Origin of the sequence: Maribacter sp. R77961 (genome assembly GCF_044594925.1) — a bacterium.
GTDB lineage: Bacteria > Bacteroidota > Bacteroidia > Flavobacteriales > Flavobacteriaceae > Maribacter.
The window spans coordinates 3091117-3108297 of sequence record NZ_CP138991.1 but is presented as its reverse complement, the minus strand read 5'-3'; the positions used below and the strand labels follow the sequence as shown (position 1 = coordinate 3108297).

The following is a 17181-nucleotide window of genomic DNA, read 5'->3' as shown; positions in this document are numbered from 1 at the left end:
AATATTTATGGGAAAAGCAATTACAACCACCAGAGCGCAAGAATCTACAAATGCGATAGAACGACTTTACGTTACAATGAGACACCTCTTCAATAGAGGTTTTTATAAGCCGAACGGAGTATCTGGAGAGGCGCTGAAGAATGCGCTTTTATCTTTACGGCCAGAGATTTACGGTTCGGTAGCTGAGGATAAAGCGGAACTAAATGGCCTTGTTTATGTTTTGGAACGACTTCCCGAAGGAATAGAGCAGTGTCGGTTTATAAATCTTACTTCAGATGAAGGTTTTGGCATATCGCATATGGAACCTATTATCCCCCCCAAAAGAAGGCGTAATTGCTATCGAATAGATGATGAGCAGATGAATATCGAAATTACACGTGGTAGATCTGATATTTATGATATTCTAACCCACTTAACATTTCTATTCATAGAGTCCCATAAGATATGTAAACGCGTATTAATTCCAGATACAGAAAAGACGATACGAGATTGGTCAAAATTAGAGCTGACCATAAAAAAGGAAAAAATTACCCAAGAAGAGCGGGAGATAGCTTTAATACATACTGCAAATATTTTAGGCAGGTCTTTTGAGGATATCCTCGAGGTCTATGACAAATTCGCTACCACAGAAAACCCTGAACGTTTTTTAAAAATCATTTATTGGTTAGGAAAATTATCCTTGGAGGAAGAAATCACTGGAGAAAAACGGGCGGTAACCTTTAGCGCCTTATTGCGAGAACGGTTAGGACATCACATTCATGGAGAACGTTGGGCCAATAATATCAAGGAGGCCTTAAAAAAGCATAAATTGCTAAACAGGCCAATTCATATCATATCTGCTAATATGCATAGTGTCATGAATTCACTATTTGCAAGAAAGGCATTAAATGAAGAATTCCCAGATGCTAATTCCTTAGAAATTTATGAAGCCCTAAGTAGTTCTGGAAATTCATTTTTAAGGGAAAAAGTAAAGCAAGTTGCGGAACAAAACGGAATGATAGCTTTGGATGACACTTCAGGAACGAATATAGACGTGCAGATATTCGATTTGGTCAAATTAACCGAGGATGCATGTTGTTATAATTTGAGCGAGGTCACGGATGCTAAAAAACCTGTTATATTTGTAATGGACTATGCATTTGGAGAGCAGGCCTATGAAACTATTGATGAATTGTTAAAACCCTTCGGAAAGAAAAAGAAGGCGACATTTTTAAATGTAGATTCTATATCAATAATGGGGAAAGCAGGTATTCTAGAGGGCGGTAAAGGAGATTTAATGATTCCTTCGGCCCATATTTTTGAAGGCACTGCGGATAATTACCCTTTTAAGAATGAACTTTGCGCTGAGGACTTTGAAGGGCATGATTTAAAAGTTTTTGAAGGCACTATGGTTACGGTTTTGGGCACATCATTACAGAATAAGGATATTTTGAAATTCTTTCATAAATCTACATGGAACGTAATAGGTTTGGAGATGGAAGGGGTTCACTATCAAAAAGCGATTCAATCCGCATCAAAGATTAGAAAGAGTATTAAAAGTGATGTTAAGGTTAGATATGCCTATTATGCATCGGACAACCCATTGGAAACTGGAAGCACGTTAGCATCAGGAGGCTTGGGAACAACAGGGGTAAAGCCAACATATTTAATAACGGACAGAATATTAAAACAAATTTTTAATTCATAGCAAATGACAGAAAAAAATTCGTCAAACCAAGTCAAAAATTCCGATGAAATAGATTTGGGCCAATTGTTTCAATTGATAGGAAATGGTTTTAATAGCTTATTCAAGGTATTTCTTAGATTATTCGTTTATTTAAAAAAGAATGCGCTTATTTTACTTGGCTTACTAGTTGTTGGCGCGGGAATTGGTTATGGGTTAAACCAAATTGTATCTAAAAAATTGAAAACAGAGGTCATTGTGAAACCTCAAATGGAAAGCAAAAACTATTTGTATGATGTAATTGATGAAGTTAGAGCAAATATAAAGTCAAAGAACACAGATTTTTTTAAATCCATAGGCATTGAAAACATAGATTACAATGGATTAGATATTGCTATTTCCAGGGTAAATGTAGATACCAGTAGTGAAAGCGATAAACAGTATTTAGAATTATTAAAAAGCTTTGATGATACTGATGCCATAGCAGACATTGTTAGGGTAGAACTCCAAAATAAGAGTTCTTATAATCATAGAATCACGTTTTTTTACAAAAACGTGGAACAGGGCAAGGGTTTCAGTAAAAAAGTGATGCAATACATAAACAGTAATGATCACTTTAATGGTCTTCTAGAGATATACCAAGCAAATACAATCTCAAGGATAGAAGAAAACAAGCGTCTTTTAGTGCAGGTAGATGAGATTATAGCTAATTATTCAAATAAATTGGGACAGACTAATGCGCCTACTGGAAACGAAAGAATTTTACTGGATAATAAGGAAACGGTGAATATTACAGGTTTGTTTAGCCTTAAAAACAACTTGATTAAAAATATAGAGGATAAGAATGTTGAACTTAGGCAACGTACACAAGCCATTAAAGTAATTAATTTTGGAAAAACACAACAAGTTCAGAAGTCTTTTTTCGGAAAGAACATTGTCTTTATACCTTTAATTTTAATAGGCATATTCTTTCTTTTTTCTTTTTTGAAATATCTTAACAAAAAATCCCAAGAACTGCTAAAAATTAATAAAATATGAAAATTCTTATTACCGGCGGTGCTGGTTTCATAGGGTCTCATGTTGTTAGGAAATTTGTAAAAAAGTATCCAAACTACACTATTTATAATTTAGACGCCCTTACGTATGCCGGAAACTTGGAGAATTTAAAGGATATTGACAGCCTTCCAAATTACAAGTTTATAAAAGGAGATATTGCCGATGAAATGTTTATTGCCAAACTTTTTAAAGAACATATGTTTGACGGGGTTATTCATTTGGCGGCGGAGTCTCATGTAGACCGATCCATAGCCGACCCCATGGCTTTTGTGAGAACAAATGTAATAGGAACGGTTAATCTTCTAAACGCTTTTAACTGCATTTGGGGGGAAGATTTCGTAAACAAAAAATTCTATCATGTAAGTACAGATGAGGTGTACGGTAGTTTGGGTACAGAGGGCTTATTTACAGAAAGCACCGCATACGACCCTAATTCCCCGTATTCGGCTTCTAAGGCCAGTTCTGATCATTTTGTTCGTGCCTATGGAGAAACCTATGGCTTGCCCTACGTTATCACTAATTGTTCAAATAATTACGGACCCTATCATTTTCCAGAAAAACTAATTCCTTTATTCATCAATAATATTATTGAAAATAAACCGCTCCCTGTTTATGGAGATGGTAAGTATACTAGAGATTGGTTGTTTGTTGAAGATCATGCAGCGGCAATAGACTTAGTTTTTCACAAAGGCAAAAACCATGAAACCTATAATATTGGTGGATTTAACGAATGGCAGAACATAGATTTGGTAAAATTGCTTTGTGATGTTATGGACAAGAAATTATCTAGGCCCATAGGCAGTTCACAAAAACTGATTTCCTATGTTAAAGATAGGCCGGGTCATGACTTGAGATATGCAATTGATGCTTCTAAAATAAATAAGGAATTAGGATGGAAACCCTCAGTGACTTTTGAAGAAGGTTTAGAAAAAACGGTTGACTGGTACCTTTCTAACAAAGAGTGGCTTAATCATGTAACCTCAGGAGACTATAAAGAGTACTATAAGAATATGTATAAACAAGAATAATAATGAAGGGAATAATATTAGCAGGTGGCTCTGGAACAAGATTACATCCACTAACACTTTCTGTTAGTAAACAATTAATGCCCATATACGACAAGCCAATGATTTATTACCCATTGTCTACGTTGATATATTCTGGAATACGGGAAATATTAATCATATCTACTCCAAAAGACCTGCCACTCTTTGAGGATTTACTGGGCGACGGACAAAAATACGGCTGTTCCTTCTCCTACGCTGTTCAAGAAGCACCAAATGGTTTGGCAGAAGCATTTATAATCGGAGAGGATTTTATTGGAAAGGATAAAGTTGCATTAATTTTAGGGGACAATATCTTTTATGGATCCGGTCTGGCCAAACTACTTCAATCCAATAATAACCCTAAAGGCGGTATAATTTATGCCTATAGAGTTCACGATCCGGAGCGTTATGGAGTTGTAGAGTTCAATGAAAAAGGGAAAGCAATAAGTATTGAGGAAAAACCATTAGAACCAAAATCTAATTATGCAGTTCCGGGCATTTATTTTTATGACAATGATGTAGTTGAAATTGCTAAGAATATTCCACCCAGCGCTAGAGGAGAATTAGAAATTACCGATGTTAACAAAGTGTATTTGGAGCAAGGAAAATTAAGTGTAAGTATATTAGATAGAGGTACCGCATGGTTAGATACGGGGACTTTTCAATCTTTAATGCAGGCATCACAGTTTGTTGAGGTCATTGAAGAACGTCAAGGACTTAAGATAGGTGCAATAGAAGGTGCGGCCTACGAAATGGGTTATATAGATAAAAATCAATTTAAGCGTTTAGCGGAACCTTTAATGAAGAGTGGGTATGGAAAAAACTTACTTGGGATATTAAATGAGCATTCATGAAATATACGGAAACCAAGCTAAAAGGGTGCTTTGTTCTGGAACCTAATCTTTTTGAAGATAATAGAGGCCATTTTTTTGAATCCTATAATAAGGCACAGTTTGACGCTGGGATAGGGGCAGAAATCAATTTTGTTCAAGATAACCAATCGTTTTCAGTTAAAGGCGTAATTAGAGCTATTCACTATCAAATTGGCAAACATGCACAAGCAAAATTGGTTCGAGTACTGCATGGAACTGTATTGGATGTGGCGGTAGATTTAAGAAAAGACTCTCCTACTTTTGGGGAACACTTCGCTGTAGAATTGAGTCACGAAAATAAAAAACAGTTGTTTATCCCAAAAGGTTTTGGTCATGGGTTTTCAGTATTGTCAGACAAAGCCGATTTTTTCTATAAATGTGACAATTATTATAATAAAAGTGCTGAAAGGGGAATTATATATAATGACGCTCACTTAGCTATTGACTGGAAAGTAGCCAAAAACGATATAATTATTTCGGAGAAGGATATGAAATTACTTTCATTTAAAGAAGCACTAATTTAATGAAATTGCTAGTTACCGGGGCAAACGGGCAGTTAGGCAAAAGCTTTAGAGATAGTGTGTCATTACTTTCTGAATATGAATGGCATTTCAAATCTTCTAGTGATTTAGACATAACCGATAAAGAGGCGATAAGTATATTATTTGATAAAGAGGAATTTGATTATTGTATAAATTGTGCAGCCTACACAGCAGTAGACAAAGCCGAGACCAATAAAGAACAGGCATTTTTGATTAATTCCCAAGCCCTGAAATATTTAGCTGAAAATTGTGAAAAATCTAATTGCGTATTAATACATGTTTCAACAGATTTTGTTTTTAATGGCTTAAAAGAAACTGCTTATACAGAACTTGATGAGACAAACCCTATAAATGAATACGGCAAATCTAAATTGCAGGGAGAAGAAAATGTCAAGAAATTGTGTTCCAAGCATTATATAATTAGAACTTCTTGGGTATACTCTAATTATGGTAATAACTTTCTAAATACGATGGTTAGATTGGCTAAGGAAAGAGAGGAATTAAACATTGTAAATGACCAGTTTGGAACACCCACTTTCGCTGGTGATATTGCTAAAGCAATAGTGTATATCATACAAAACAATACTGGTCATTATGGGGTTTATCATTATAGTAATGAAGGGGAAACAAGTTGGTTTGGTTTTGCTCAGGCAATATTTAATTATATAGGCTCTAAAATTAAAATCAATCCAGTTAGTTCTAATGACTATGTAACTGCCGCAAAAAGACCTAAGAATAGTGTTTTGAATAAAGATAAAATCAAAATAACTTTTCAACTTAAAATTCCCCATTGGAAAGATAGCCTTGAAAAAATAAAATTATAATGTATTATAAATTTGATAAGCAATAACCCTTATGATAAAAAAGGAAAAGGCAATCGGAGGTGTAATATGGAGTTTTGTTGACAGTATAGCAAATCAAGGCGTGCTATTTTTAATAGGAATAATTCTTGCAAACATACTCTCGCCTTACGAGTTTGGTATAATTGGAATTTTAACAATAATTATCGCGATTTCTCAATCATTGATAGACAGCGGTTTTTCAACAGCACTAATTAGAAAATTAGACTGTTCACAAAATGATTATTCTACCGTTTTTTTTTTCAATATTACTGTTGCCGTAGTCATTTATATCCTATTATTTGTCTTCGCCGAACGGATTGCTGTTTTTTTTGAAATCAAAGAACTTAAACTCTTAACAAGAGTATTGGGTTTAGGAGTTGTTATAAATGCATTTTCCTTAATCCAAAAAACGATTTTAACAAAGGAAATTAATTTTAAACAACAAGCAAAAGTTTCAATATTTTCTTCAGTAATCTCAGGTGTTGTTGCTATTTATATGGCATATTCAGGTTACGGGGTATGGAGTTTAGTTGCTCTGACCTTATTGAGGTTTGTTTTATCAGCCCTTCTATTTTGGATATGGTCTAAATGGAGGCCAAGCTTTATTTTTAATATTAAATCTTTTACCGAATTATTTTCTTTTGGAAGTAAGTTATTAGTTAGTGGCTTAATAGACACTATATATCAGAATATATACTTGCTTATTATAGGCAAATATTTTTCTCCCGTTCAATTAGGGTATTTTACCAGAGCCATTCAGTTTCAAGAGTTACCTTCAAAGAATTTACAAGGCATAATTAGTAGGGTAAGTTACCCTGTTCTTGCAACGATGCAAAACGACGAGGCTAAACTAAAGAAGTCCTACCAGCAATTGATTAAGAGTACAATGCTAGTTACCTTTACTTTAATGTTTGGAATGATTGTGGTGGCAAAATCCATGATACTGGTTTTAATAGGCGAAGAATGGCTGCCTGTAGTGCCATTTTTGCAATTGCTTTGTCTCTCAGGTATGTTTTACCCCTTACAATCATTAAATCTTAATATTTTAAATATTAAGGGTCGAAGCGATCTATATTTAAAACTAGAAATTATTAAAAAAACTATGGCCGTCCCTGTCATAATTTTTGGAATTTTATACGGAATTGAGGTTATGATAATAGGTATGATAATCAGTTCATTTGTCTCTTACTACATTAATAGTTATTGGTCTGGTAAAATGATTAATTATTCATTTTTAGAACAGATTAAGGATTTAGCACCTATTTTTATTGTCGCAGTTTTAGTGAACACTTTGGTTTATGCAATCTCATTGTACTTGCCATTGACCGCTTTTTATATTTTAATTATACAAATTGGTTTGGGAGCATTTGTAACGGTGGTTACCTACGAGATAACCAAGCATGAAAGTTATATGTTTATGAAAAATGAAATCGTCAAAAAGACACTAGATGGAAAACTTAAGAGATAAAGTTCAAGTAACCCAAACTTTCATGCCACCTAAAGCGGAATATGATGCTCAGCTAGAAAGAATATGGGAAAGCAAATGGCTTACCAACAGAGGGGTTTTGACTAAGGAGCTAGAACTTAAATTAAAGAATTATTTGAATGTCCATGATATTTTAATAATGAATAATGGAACTATTCCTTTACAAATTGCATTAAAATTAGTAGGAGGCGAAGGCGAAATAATTACAACTCCGTTTAGTTATGTAGCTACTACGGCAGCTATAATTTGGGAAAACTGTACTCCTGTATTTGTTGATATAGACCCGGATTATTTGACGATAGATGAAAGCCAAATAGAAGCAAGTATCACCGAGAAAACTACGGCAATTTTAGCCACACATGTTTTTGGAAACCCCTGTAATATTGAGGTTATTGATAAAATTGCAAAAAAACATAATTTAAAAGTAATATATGATGCGGCACATTGTTTTGGCGTAACCTATAATGAGGAATCAATTTTTAAGTCCGGAGATATTAGTACCTGTAGCTTTCATGCCACAAAGTTATTTCATACAGGGGAGGGGGGTGCAATTTTTTGTGAAGATAAAGAACTCATGCATAAAATTTCTTACTCGCATAATTTTGGCCATAATGGCCCAATAGATTTTCATGGATTGGGAATAAACGCAAAAATATCGGAATTGCAATCTGCAATGGGACTATCCGTTTTGCCTTACATGGATAAAATTATTCTTGAGAGAAAAAAAGTGGTGAATTATTATCTGAAAAATTTAAGCTTTGAAACGTTGAAAACCATTAAAATTCGCAAAAACGTAACATGGAACTATAGTTATTTTCCAATAATTTTTAAAAATGAAGAAACACTTTTTAAAGTACAGAAGGCGTTAAATGATGAAAATGTATTTCCGAGAAGATATTTTTACCCTTCATTGAACACGATTTCATATACCAATAAAAGTAATATGCCGGTTTCGGAAAGTATAGCTAAAAGAATATTATGCTTACCTTTATTTGTAGGAATGAGTACTTCTTTATTACAAAGAATTTGTGACCAAATTAACAAAAATTTAGTTTGATGAAAAGTTTTTTTTTTGTTCCTGGAACCAAATTAGATAAGCTTAGTAAAATAAAAGCGCTTGGGGTCGATGAAATTATTATAGATATGGAAGACTCCGTTCTTGAGGCGGAGAGAATGGCCTTGTCCAAAGTAATTATTGATAATGCATCAAAATATAAAGAGAATTGGGTTAGATTACCTTTGAGAAATTTATTCTCAGAACCGTGTAATTACAAGTTTCTAGAACTATTTGCAGAAAAGGGTTTTAGAAAACTTGTGATACCTAAATTAAAATCCTCAAAAGAATTTAAAAAACTTTACAAGTATATCGCTCAATATCCAAATGTATCTGTCATTTTATTGATAGAACATCCAAAACTACTCTTGCAATTGGATAAGGTCTTAAATTACGATTCTTTAGATATAATTAAAGGAATGGGAATTGGCTCACACGATTTACTTGCCCATATAGGTGCTAAGCATAACAAAACACAGTTAGCTTTCCCAAGATTCCTTGTATTGTATTATGCTAAAGCTTACCATAAAAAAAGTTTTGATATTGCATCAATGAACATTAAAAATGATAAAGCTTTTAAAGAAGAAGTTATTAATGGAGTGGAAAGTGGTTTTGATGCCAAATTTTTAATCCACCCAAAACAAGTAAAATGGCTTAAGGAATGTCTAAGTGCTAATGAAGTTGAGTTATTATGGGCGCAAAAAATAATTGGTTCTTTACCAAAAGAATTTCAAGGTAGCGAGGTAGAACCATATATCTTGGATGGTGAAATAATTGAAAAACCACATATAGAAAAAGCAAGAAAAATTTTAGGAAAAAATTAAATATGACATCCAATTACGGTAATTATTACGAGAATTTTAAAAAAGGCGAAATCGTTGAACATGCCCTATCTAAAACTATTTTTGAAAGTGATAACAACTTATTTAGCTTGTTAACCATGAACCATCATCCGGTACATTTAAACTTAGACTATGTAAAAACGCATCAGCATAAGCAAATTTTAGTGGTAGGCACTTTAGTGTTTAGCCTTGTTGTTGGCATCACAGTGCCAGATATAAGTGGAAAAGCAGTCGCCAATTTGGAGTATGAATCAATAAAACATTTGGGGCCTGTATTTATAAACGATACTATTTATGCCAAAACGACCATCATAGATAAATGGCTTACATCAAATAAAAACAGGGGCATAATACACGTAGAAACAATTGGATACAATCAAAAAGGGGAATCTGTAATATCCTTTAAGAGAAAAGTACTAATACCAACTAAGAATACCAATGAGTGATTATTTATTGAGAAGTTTAATGTTTGTGCCTAGTCACAATGAGAAGTTAATGTTAAGTGCTGCGAAATCTAGCGCTGATGCCCTTCTTTTGGATATTGAGGATTCAGTGCAACCCGCAAGTAACAAACAAGCAGCACGGGAAAGTATTTTAAAGCATATTGCCCAAGGTTCCTTTAAAGGCAAATATATTTTTCCTAGAGTTAATGATAGGGAAAGTGGTCAGCTATTAAAAGACGTAATGCAGCTTACCATTAATGGCGTGAGTGGTTTTATGTACCCAAAGGCAAAAAGAGGAGAAGATGTTTACTTTTTCTCTAAATTATTGGAAACAATTGAATTTGAAAAAGGTTTTCCACCAGGGACTTTTAAAATTATCCCATTGATTGAGACTACCTCAGCTGTAATGAATGTTCAAGAAATTTGTACTGCTTCGTCTAGGGTGATTGCAATTGCGTATGGTTCTGAGGATTTTATTACTGATTTAGAAGGCATTCACGATACGCAACATATAAGCCTCTTTACACCAAGAGCTATGATTGCAATGGGAGCAAGAGCATCAGGTGTTATTCCTATTGATACGGTACATATACGGGTTCATGACTTAGAAGATTTAGAGCATAATTTAAAGACTTCGAAAAATTTGGGATTTGAGGGAATGCTGGTGCTAAATCCTAAAGAAATTCCTTTGGTTCATAAGTATTATTCACCCACAGAAAAGCAAGTCAAAGACGCAAAAGAAATGCTTGTAATGGCTAAGGAGGCAGAAGATAATGATGAGGGAGTTGCAATCAAGAATGGAAAATTTATAGGACCCCCTATGATTAAAGCAGCATTGAAAATATTAAAAAAGCATAACTTAATTAAAGAATAATTGTAATGAAAGACGTAGTTATTTTGGGAGGTAGTGGTATAGGCATGATTGCAAGCTCAATACTAGACAGGTTGGGCGGTTTTAATGTTTTAGGTTTTTTAAACGATTATATACCAGTAGGAGAAACTGTTGGAAAATACAAGAAAATAAAGATCATTGGAACTACAGATGATTTGAAATCTTACTTGGATAAAGAGAATACCTATGTTTTTATCGCTTATGTTGGCTTGCAAAAAGAAAAAGAAACATATCAAAAAATTGAAAGTTTAAATATACCCGTCTCTAAATACATAAATATTATTGATAAAACTGCAATCATACCCTCAGGGTATTGTAAAATTGGTAATGGAGTCATGTTTTCACCATTATCACAACTTAGCCCAGATGTAACTATTTCTGATAATTGTATTATGCTACCAAACTCATTTGTAGGACATGATAGTTTTTTAGATCGTTTTGCCCATGTAGCCACCAATGCCGTGGTTGGCGCAAATGTGCATGTGGGTAAAGGCGTGCATGTAGGAAGTAATGCAACAATACGTGAAAAGGTAGTAATAGGGGATTACAGTCTTGTTGGTGCAGGCGCAGTAGTTTTAAATGATGTGCCAGAAAATTCTATTGTCGTAGGTAACCCAGCTAAAATTTTATCAAAAAAGAAATAATTTGGAAATAACTGTAAGTATTTGCTGCATTACCTATAATCACGAAGCATATATTGCCGATACATTAAAGGGCTTCTTGATGCAAGAAACATCTTTTCCTTTTGAAATAATTATACATGACGATGCATCTACGGACAAAACTACAGAAATTATTAAAGAATTTGCTCGGGAGGATTCAAGAATAAAACCAATATTCCAAACTGAAAATCAATGGTCACAAGGTATAAAACCTTCGCCAAGTTTTGTTTGGCCACGAGCAAAAGGGAAATATTTAGCACTTTGTGAAGGTGATGATTTTTGGACAGATCCTAGAAAATTAGAAAAGCAAGTATCCTTTTTGGAATCAAACCCTAATTTCGTTGGTTGTTTTCACAACGTAAGTATAATCAATACCTTTGACGAAAAGAAGTCACTTTTTTATAACGAAAACAAAAAAAGCCGCACCTTTGGTATTAGCAGAATTATTTGTAAAAATCCTATACCCACGTTAAGCGTTATTTTTAGAAAAGATACTTTTAAGGTTCCGAGCGATTATGACAAATATGTGGTGGGTGATTGGCCAATACATATTTTAAATGCCCAACACGGTGATTATTATTATATGAATGAAGTAATGGGTACTTACAGAATTCATTCAGGAGGTATTCATCAAGGAGGAATAAATTGGGACGCAAATAAAAAGAAACGCTATTTGATAAAAATATTATTTTTATTGAAATCTTTGAAGAGCAACTTATCTAAACCAAATCTTGTATTACACTTTAGAATTTTATTTGATGAATTTAGACTGCTTTATTATAAGCTGATGACAGTTAAACTCTAGCATAATTTAATGGCTCAATTTTTAAAAAACCCGTTTCATATTTATTGGGTTAGTTATTTATTCGTTTTCCTCATATATAACTTAGGATGGGCAAATTTATACCCGGACTTAACACTTGATACAATTACTTTTTTTACGGTTAGCTGTTTAATTTCTTTTCTTTTAGGAACTATAGTAAACAAATTAAGGCTTATAGGAGCACCAAGAAATTATAAGCAAGAGAGCATAAAAAATGTAAAATATTTTCTTTTCCTATCGGTTAGTTTTTTTGTTATAGAATTTATTATTTATGGTGGTGTTCCTTTAATAGAATTATTTAAGGCTAATCCAAGGTTTGTTTATTTAGAGTTTGGAATTTTTATTTATCATGCGTTATGTATTAGTTTCAGTATGTTCAGCATTTTATTTATTTTCAATGCATACATGAAAAGTGATAAAAGTAAAAACATAATCCTTGTTTATTATATTTTATCCTATGTGCCAGCAATACTTATTATAAATAGAAATATGATAATTTCAAGCATGCTGGCTTCTTTTTTCCTTTTTATACATTATAAATCTAAAGAAATATTTAAACCTAAAAGACTTGTGGCGATTTTGGTGGTTTGTCTTGGCGTAATGTATCTTTTTGGAGTGTTTGGCAATTTAAGATCTTTTAAAGGAAATGATGAGGTTATTGTAAATATGGCTGGGGGCACAGAAGAATTTAAAAACTCAATCATACCAAATGAATATTTTTGGGTATACCTGTATATAAGCTCACCTACAGCAAATTTTCAACATTCGGTTAATGTGGTAGATAATGTCTCTTATGATTTTCCATTAATGTTCTTATATGAGTTTACTCCTAGGAAAATATCAGAATTTATAGTGCATCTTTTTGATGTAAAAAACAAACCAGATAAGGTGTTGATGGTGCCTTGGTTAAACATGGCAGGTGTGTATGGTAATACGTATTTGTTTGCAAAATGGATTGGCGTAATCATGATGTTTTGCTATTCAATGTTTTTTATCTTATTTTTTATTTTGTTGGTACCTAAAAAAAGTAAATATCACCTTTTAGCTATATCGGTAGTTACCACAATTATATTCTTAAATACTTTTGCCAATTTCTTTTATGTTATGACGGTATCATTTGAACTCATATTTATCTATGCATTTGCTATTTTTGAAAACAAGAAATTTGTAATAAGAAACTAAAATACTAAGGAATTGAAATAGCGGGCACTAGATTATTTTATATACAAGGAATATATCTGTTTTTTGAAGCTATAGGATTATACTATACCAATTAGTAACTTCTTTAAATTTTATGGAAGAAGAATTTTTGTAATCGTACATTTTATTTTAAATATTATGAGCAACATTTTTGATAAACTAGACCGCAATGGTCTTTTAAAAAAAATGTTAGTGTGTTGTGTTATAAGTATTAGCTCTGCTTTTCTTTATAGTACTTTTATTGAAGAACAATTAAAGTACCATAACTTAGAAATATCTTGCGAGATTAATAATTCCTCTGCTCTATCCGTAGATTTATACACCGATTATGGAAATGGTTTTAATGAAAAAAATAAAACAACATCTAAATTAAGCACCAATGATAGCATAGTTTTATTGCCAGTTGCAAAGGAAAATGGAGTTTATTTAAAAAAGATACGACTAGACTTTAATACACTTAGCGATACCGTGTATCTAAAAAAGATGGTCCTCTTAAAAGATAAAAAACCATGGATTTCTTTAAGCGGAAAAGATATAGTTGAAAAGGTTAAGTTTGTGTCGGAAGGATCCAGGGTTATCTATAATAAGAACAACTTTGGTGTAAAAATTCCAATTCTAGGGAAAGATACCTATATAAGCTTTACAAATAGTTACAATCTGGTTACATCTACCTTTTTTAAATCATTTTTGTTACTGTGGCCATGGTTCGTTTTGGGTTTGTTACAATTGTACCAACATAGAACGCATTTTAAGAGCGCTAACATTTTCATATCCCTACTTGGATTGTTTATTCTCTCCATATTCTTAAAAGAATCGCTAACAACTTTTAGTGTAATACTTATTGGACTATTTTCTATTATTCATGTTATACGAAATAAAAGAGTTAGTATTGGTAAAGAACAACTTGGCGTCTTATTGTTTTTTATAACGATTCTTGCTTTTGGTAAAATACAATCCTATGATCAAATTAATGTTCAAATGGGTTTATGTATAATTCCAATATTTTTAGCCTTCTCCAACCAAGATATTAGAAAACAAACGCTATACAACTTTTATTGTAATGTGGTTTTAGTTTTTATGTTCTTATTAACTACTGCGTTCTTAATTTCCGTGTTTATAAATAATGAAGTTGAACTATTATTTTTTCTGCAGAACAAGAAATTAATAATAGGAAATATTACCTATTGGCTGGTGTATAAAAACGCAACGTTTCTTTCCTTTTTTGTATTAATAGGCTTTTGTTTGTGTCAAAACTTATTCTTAGAAAATAAAATAAAATTTTTAAATTTTAGTGTATTTACAGTTTTAGTTTTTTTGACTTTGTTCTTATTAGGATCAAGGTTATCATTGATTGCTTTCTTTGCAGTTTCAATGACCATGTTCTTTACTATCAGATGGAAAACACTAAGTTATTTGGTTGTTTTCTTATGCTTGTTTGGTTATATATTTTTGAATATTGAATATATAGATGAATATCGTTTTTTAATGTGGAACGAAATTGTAACGACATATAATGGTAATTTTTTTGGAAACGGATTGGGTTCCACAGAAGAGTTATTCCTTAATTTTGATAACGCATATTTTAAGTTTAAAATTAACCATGCGCATAATCAATTTATAACATACTTATATGAATTAGGGATATTGGGAGAGATTATGTTAATTTGTTTTTTTCTATACTATGCTGTTATTTATTTTAAGAGCAAGCAAGCCGAAAGGCTTTCAATACTTTTTTTATTATTAGTTTTAATGATTACAGAATCACCTTTTGAATCAACAAAACCCTTGTACGTTTTTACATTCTTTATAAGTTTAAAATTCATATTGCCAAAAAAAGAAGTTTAAGATTATGCATAAGCTAACCGTTTCTATTGTGCTTTACCAGACAGATTTTGATGAGGTACAAAACGTACTTAATATACTCGGGTTATCTAGCTTGAAACCTAAGATATATTTAGTGGATAATTCCCCAAATGATGAATTAAGAAGCAAGGTTGCGGCTACAGATGCTCAGTATATTTATACAGGTAAAAATGTAGGATTTGGTGCTGGTCATAATTTGGCAATAAATATAGCAAAGGATATTTCGGAATATCATTTGGTTTTAAACGCAGATGTTGATTTTGATTCATCAATTCTAGAGAAAATCTATTCTTATATGAATGAAAATCAAGAGGTAGGCTTGGTAGCTCCTAAAATATATAATCCTGATGGGTCAATTCAGTATTCTGCTAAATTGTTACCAACACCTGCGAATTTGATAGTGAGAAGATTTATTCCAATAAGATGGTTACAGAAAAGATTAGATAACAGATATGAGTTTAGGTTTTCTAATTTCAATCGTATCATTAATGTCCCATATGTTATGGGCTGTTTTATGTTTATTAATTGCGAAGTTTTTGAAAAAGTTTCAGGTTTTGATGAACGATTTTTTATGTACCCAGAAGACATTGATTTGACTAGAAGAATACATAAACACGCAAGAACTATATACTATCCAAAAGTGTCCATAGTTCATTCCCATGGTAAGGGATCGTACAAGGATCGTAAATTGTTGTATTATCATGTTACGTCAATGATAAAATATTTTAATAAATGGGGTTGGATATTTGATAAGGAACGAAAGAATGTAAACAAGGCCATATTAGCCCAGTTTAAGCAGCCAGAATGAAGGAAAAAACATTAATAATATTTGGGGGATCTGGGTATATAGGAAGAAAAATACTAGCTGTCTTTTTGGACCAAAATGTATTCTCAAAATATATAGTTTGTGACATTAATGCGCTAAAAGGTTTTGAGAAGCGTAATAATGTGGAGTTTAAAAATATTGACGTTAGGAAAGAAATTAATATTGATTTAGTCGATTTTGATGCAAATAGCTCTTGGGTATTTAATTTGGCGGCTATACATCGTGAACCTGGTCATGAATATAAAGAGTATTTTGATACTAATATTCCTGGAGCAGAGAATGTGAGTAACTTCGCACGATTACATGGCATACAGAACATATTCTTTACAAGTAGTATAGCTCCATATGGAAAAGCGTTAACCAAAACCTCTGAGCAGTCTAAATTATATCCAGAGACTGCGTATGGTATTTCCAAATTAATGGCAGAACTAATTCATAGGGAATGGTTAGCTGAAAATATAGAAAGAAGATTAATTATTGTTAGACCAAGTGTTATATTTGGACCAAAGGACCCTGGAAATGTCTATAGAATGATTAAAGCCTTGAAAAAAGGCACTTTTATATTACCTAATGGTGGAGATGCCATTAAGGCATACGGTTATGTTTATGGTTTGGTAGATAGTATTCTATTTACTATGGGTAAGACAGGTAAGCTAATAGTGTATAATTATGCGGAAAATCCTTTAGTTCCTTTGAATGAAATGACAGATATAATAAAGAAGGAATTCGGCTATAAAAAGCCAACCTTAAAGCTGTCTACTAAGATTCTTTATATTTTAGCTATGGTATTACAGATGGGGTCAAAAATAGCAGGGAAAAAGTCAGATATTCATCCTGTGCGAGTTAGAAAGGCCGGGTTTTCCACAAACATAGAACCTAAATACTTAAGAGATAACGGTTTTGTTTTCAAATATGACCTTCTTAAGGCTCTAAGACATTGGAAGTCTGTTTCGCCAGAAGATTTTTGAATGCAATTAATGATCCTCTTTGATATTTAAGTAGATTTGAAACTTTAAAGACCCATTTACCTTCGAACAATTGTAAAATAAATACTTTATTTAAAGTATAT

At 32.5% G+C, this 17181-nt stretch carries 17 protein-coding genes; all 17 read left to right on the top strand.

Annotated features, from left to right (window positions below; genetic code table 11):
• Positions 1-7 precede the first annotated feature (7 nt).
• The 17 genes from SJY09_RS13395 to SJY09_RS13315 all read left to right on the top strand — a co-directional run bounded on the left by SJY09_RS13395 (position 8) and on the right by SJY09_RS13315 (position 17080).
• Positions 8-1687, top strand: coding sequence for a DUF6909 family protein (locus SJY09_RS13395; protein WP_396636223.1), 1680 nt, complete (start codon positions 8-10; stop codon positions 1685-1687).
• A 3-nt stretch (positions 1688-1690) separates the two neighbouring features.
• On the top strand, positions 1691-2701 hold the full coding sequence (locus SJY09_RS13390; protein WP_396636222.1) for a hypothetical protein: 1011 nt from the start codon (positions 1691-1693) through the stop codon (positions 2699-2701).
• Positions 2698-3747 (top strand): dTDP-glucose 4,6-dehydratase, encoded by a 1050-nt coding sequence (rfbB, locus tag SJY09_RS13385; protein ID WP_396636221.1) that lies wholly within the window; start codon positions 2698-2700, stop codon positions 3745-3747. The genes SJY09_RS13390 and rfbB overlap by 4 nt, the downstream gene beginning before the upstream one ends.
• Before the next feature lie 2 nt (positions 3748-3749).
• Complete coding sequence (gene rfbA, locus SJY09_RS13380) at positions 3750-4619, top strand: glucose-1-phosphate thymidylyltransferase RfbA (protein WP_396636220.1); 870 nt, start codon at positions 3750-3752, stop codon at positions 4617-4619.
• Positions 4616-5161 (top strand): dTDP-4-dehydrorhamnose 3,5-epimerase, encoded by a 546-nt coding sequence (rfbC, locus tag SJY09_RS13375; RefSeq protein ID WP_396636219.1) that lies wholly within the window; start codon positions 4616-4618, stop codon positions 5159-5161. Before rfbA ends, rfbC begins: the two co-directional genes overlap by 4 nt.
• Complete coding sequence (gene rfbD / locus SJY09_RS13370; RefSeq protein ID WP_396636218.1) at positions 5161-6003, top strand: dTDP-4-dehydrorhamnose reductase; 843 nt, start codon at positions 5161-5163, stop codon at positions 6001-6003. The genes rfbC and rfbD overlap by 1 nt, the downstream gene beginning before the upstream one ends.
• 31 nt (positions 6004-6034) lie before the next feature.
• Entirely contained in the window at positions 6035-7489 is a 1455-nt protein-coding gene (locus SJY09_RS13365; protein WP_396636217.1) for a lipopolysaccharide biosynthesis protein, read from the top strand.
• On the top strand, positions 7470-8564 hold the full coding sequence (locus SJY09_RS13360; RefSeq protein ID WP_396636216.1) for a DegT/DnrJ/EryC1/StrS family aminotransferase: 1095 nt from the start codon (positions 7470-7472) through the stop codon (positions 8562-8564). Before SJY09_RS13365 ends, SJY09_RS13360 begins: the two co-directional genes overlap by 20 nt.
• Positions 8564-9385: an HpcH/HpaI aldolase/citrate lyase family protein gene (locus tag SJY09_RS13355; RefSeq protein WP_396636215.1), complete on the top strand. Its 822-nt coding sequence runs from the start codon at positions 8564-8566 to the stop codon at positions 9383-9385. Before SJY09_RS13360 ends, SJY09_RS13355 begins: the two co-directional genes overlap by 1 nt.
• Before the next feature lie 2 nt (positions 9386-9387).
• Positions 9388-9849, top strand: a complete 462-nt coding sequence (locus SJY09_RS13350; protein WP_396636214.1) for a MaoC family dehydratase — start codon at positions 9388-9390, stop codon at positions 9847-9849.
• A complete protein-coding gene (locus SJY09_RS13345) occupies positions 9842-10720 on the top strand; it encodes an HpcH/HpaI aldolase/citrate lyase family protein (protein ID WP_396636213.1) in 879 nt (292 codons plus the stop codon). Before SJY09_RS13350 ends, SJY09_RS13345 begins: the two co-directional genes overlap by 8 nt.
• Positions 10721-10725: 5 nt before the next feature.
• Positions 10726-11382 (top strand): NeuD/PglB/VioB family sugar acetyltransferase, encoded by a 657-nt coding sequence (locus tag SJY09_RS13340; protein ID WP_396636212.1) that lies wholly within the window; start codon positions 10726-10728, stop codon positions 11380-11382.
• Position 11383: 1 nt separating this feature from the next.
• Positions 11384-12205 carry a glycosyltransferase family 2 protein gene (locus SJY09_RS13335; protein WP_396636211.1) on the top strand — a complete coding sequence of 274 codons (822 nt, stop codon included), beginning with the start codon at positions 11384-11386 and terminating at the stop codon, positions 12203-12205.
• Between the two features lie 9 nt (positions 12206-12214).
• Complete coding sequence (locus SJY09_RS13330) at positions 12215-13405, top strand: O-antigen polymerase (RefSeq protein ID WP_396636210.1); 1191 nt, start codon at positions 12215-12217, stop codon at positions 13403-13405.
• Positions 13406-13561: 156 nt separating this feature from the next.
• On the top strand, positions 13562-15268 hold the full coding sequence (locus tag SJY09_RS13325) for an O-antigen ligase family protein (protein WP_396636209.1): 1707 nt from the start codon (positions 13562-13564) through the stop codon (positions 15266-15268).
• Positions 15269-15272: 4 nt separating this feature from the next.
• Positions 15273-16094, top strand: coding sequence for a glycosyltransferase (locus SJY09_RS13320; protein WP_396636208.1), 822 nt, complete (start codon positions 15273-15275; stop codon positions 16092-16094).
• Positions 16091-17080 (top strand): NAD-dependent epimerase/dehydratase family protein, encoded by a 990-nt coding sequence (locus tag SJY09_RS13315; protein ID WP_396636207.1) that lies wholly within the window; start codon positions 16091-16093, stop codon positions 17078-17080. Before SJY09_RS13320 ends, SJY09_RS13315 begins: the two co-directional genes overlap by 4 nt.
• Positions 17081-17181: the final 101 nt, after the last annotated feature.

What these genes read in the sequence shown, in the direction of transcription:
- SJY09_RS13395 (WP_396636223.1), top strand. Translation starts at nt 8, where the DNA reads ATGGGAAAAGCAATTACAACCACCAGAGCGCAAGAATCTACAAATGCG.
- SJY09_RS13390 (WP_396636222.1), top strand. Translation starts at nt 1,691, where the DNA reads ATGACAGAAAAAAATTCGTCAAACCAAGTCAAAAATTCCGATGAAATA.
- rfbB (WP_396636221.1), top strand. Translation starts at nt 2,698, where the DNA reads ATGAAAATTCTTATTACCGGCGGTGCTGGTTTCATAGGGTCTCATGTT.
- rfbA (WP_396636220.1), top strand. Translation starts at nt 3,750, where the DNA reads ATGAAGGGAATAATATTAGCAGGTGGCTCTGGAACAAGATTACATCCA.
- rfbC (WP_396636219.1), top strand. Translation starts at nt 4,616, where the DNA reads ATGAAATATACGGAAACCAAGCTAAAAGGGTGCTTTGTTCTGGAACCT.
- rfbD (WP_396636218.1), top strand. Translation starts at nt 5,161, where the DNA reads ATGAAATTGCTAGTTACCGGGGCAAACGGGCAGTTAGGCAAAAGCTTT.
- SJY09_RS13365 (WP_396636217.1), top strand. Translation starts at nt 6,035, where the DNA reads ATGATAAAAAAGGAAAAGGCAATCGGAGGTGTAATATGGAGTTTTGTT.
- SJY09_RS13360 (WP_396636216.1), top strand. Translation starts at nt 7,470, where the DNA reads ATGGAAAACTTAAGAGATAAAGTTCAAGTAACCCAAACTTTCATGCCA.
- SJY09_RS13355 (WP_396636215.1), top strand. Translation starts at nt 8,564, where the DNA reads ATGAAAAGTTTTTTTTTTGTTCCTGGAACCAAATTAGATAAGCTTAGT.
- SJY09_RS13350 (WP_396636214.1), top strand. Translation starts at nt 9,388, where the DNA reads ATGACATCCAATTACGGTAATTATTACGAGAATTTTAAAAAAGGCGAA.
- SJY09_RS13345 (WP_396636213.1), top strand. Translation starts at nt 9,842, where the DNA reads ATGAGTGATTATTTATTGAGAAGTTTAATGTTTGTGCCTAGTCACAAT.
- SJY09_RS13340 (WP_396636212.1), top strand. Translation starts at nt 10,726, where the DNA reads ATGAAAGACGTAGTTATTTTGGGAGGTAGTGGTATAGGCATGATTGCA.
- SJY09_RS13330 (WP_396636210.1), top strand. Translation starts at nt 12,215, where the DNA reads ATGGCTCAATTTTTAAAAAACCCGTTTCATATTTATTGGGTTAGTTAT.
- SJY09_RS13325 (WP_396636209.1), top strand. Translation starts at nt 13,562, where the DNA reads ATGAGCAACATTTTTGATAAACTAGACCGCAATGGTCTTTTAAAAAAA.
- SJY09_RS13320 (WP_396636208.1), top strand. Translation starts at nt 15,273, where the DNA reads ATGCATAAGCTAACCGTTTCTATTGTGCTTTACCAGACAGATTTTGAT.
- SJY09_RS13315 (WP_396636207.1), top strand. Translation starts at nt 16,091, where the DNA reads ATGAAGGAAAAAACATTAATAATATTTGGGGGATCTGGGTATATAGGA.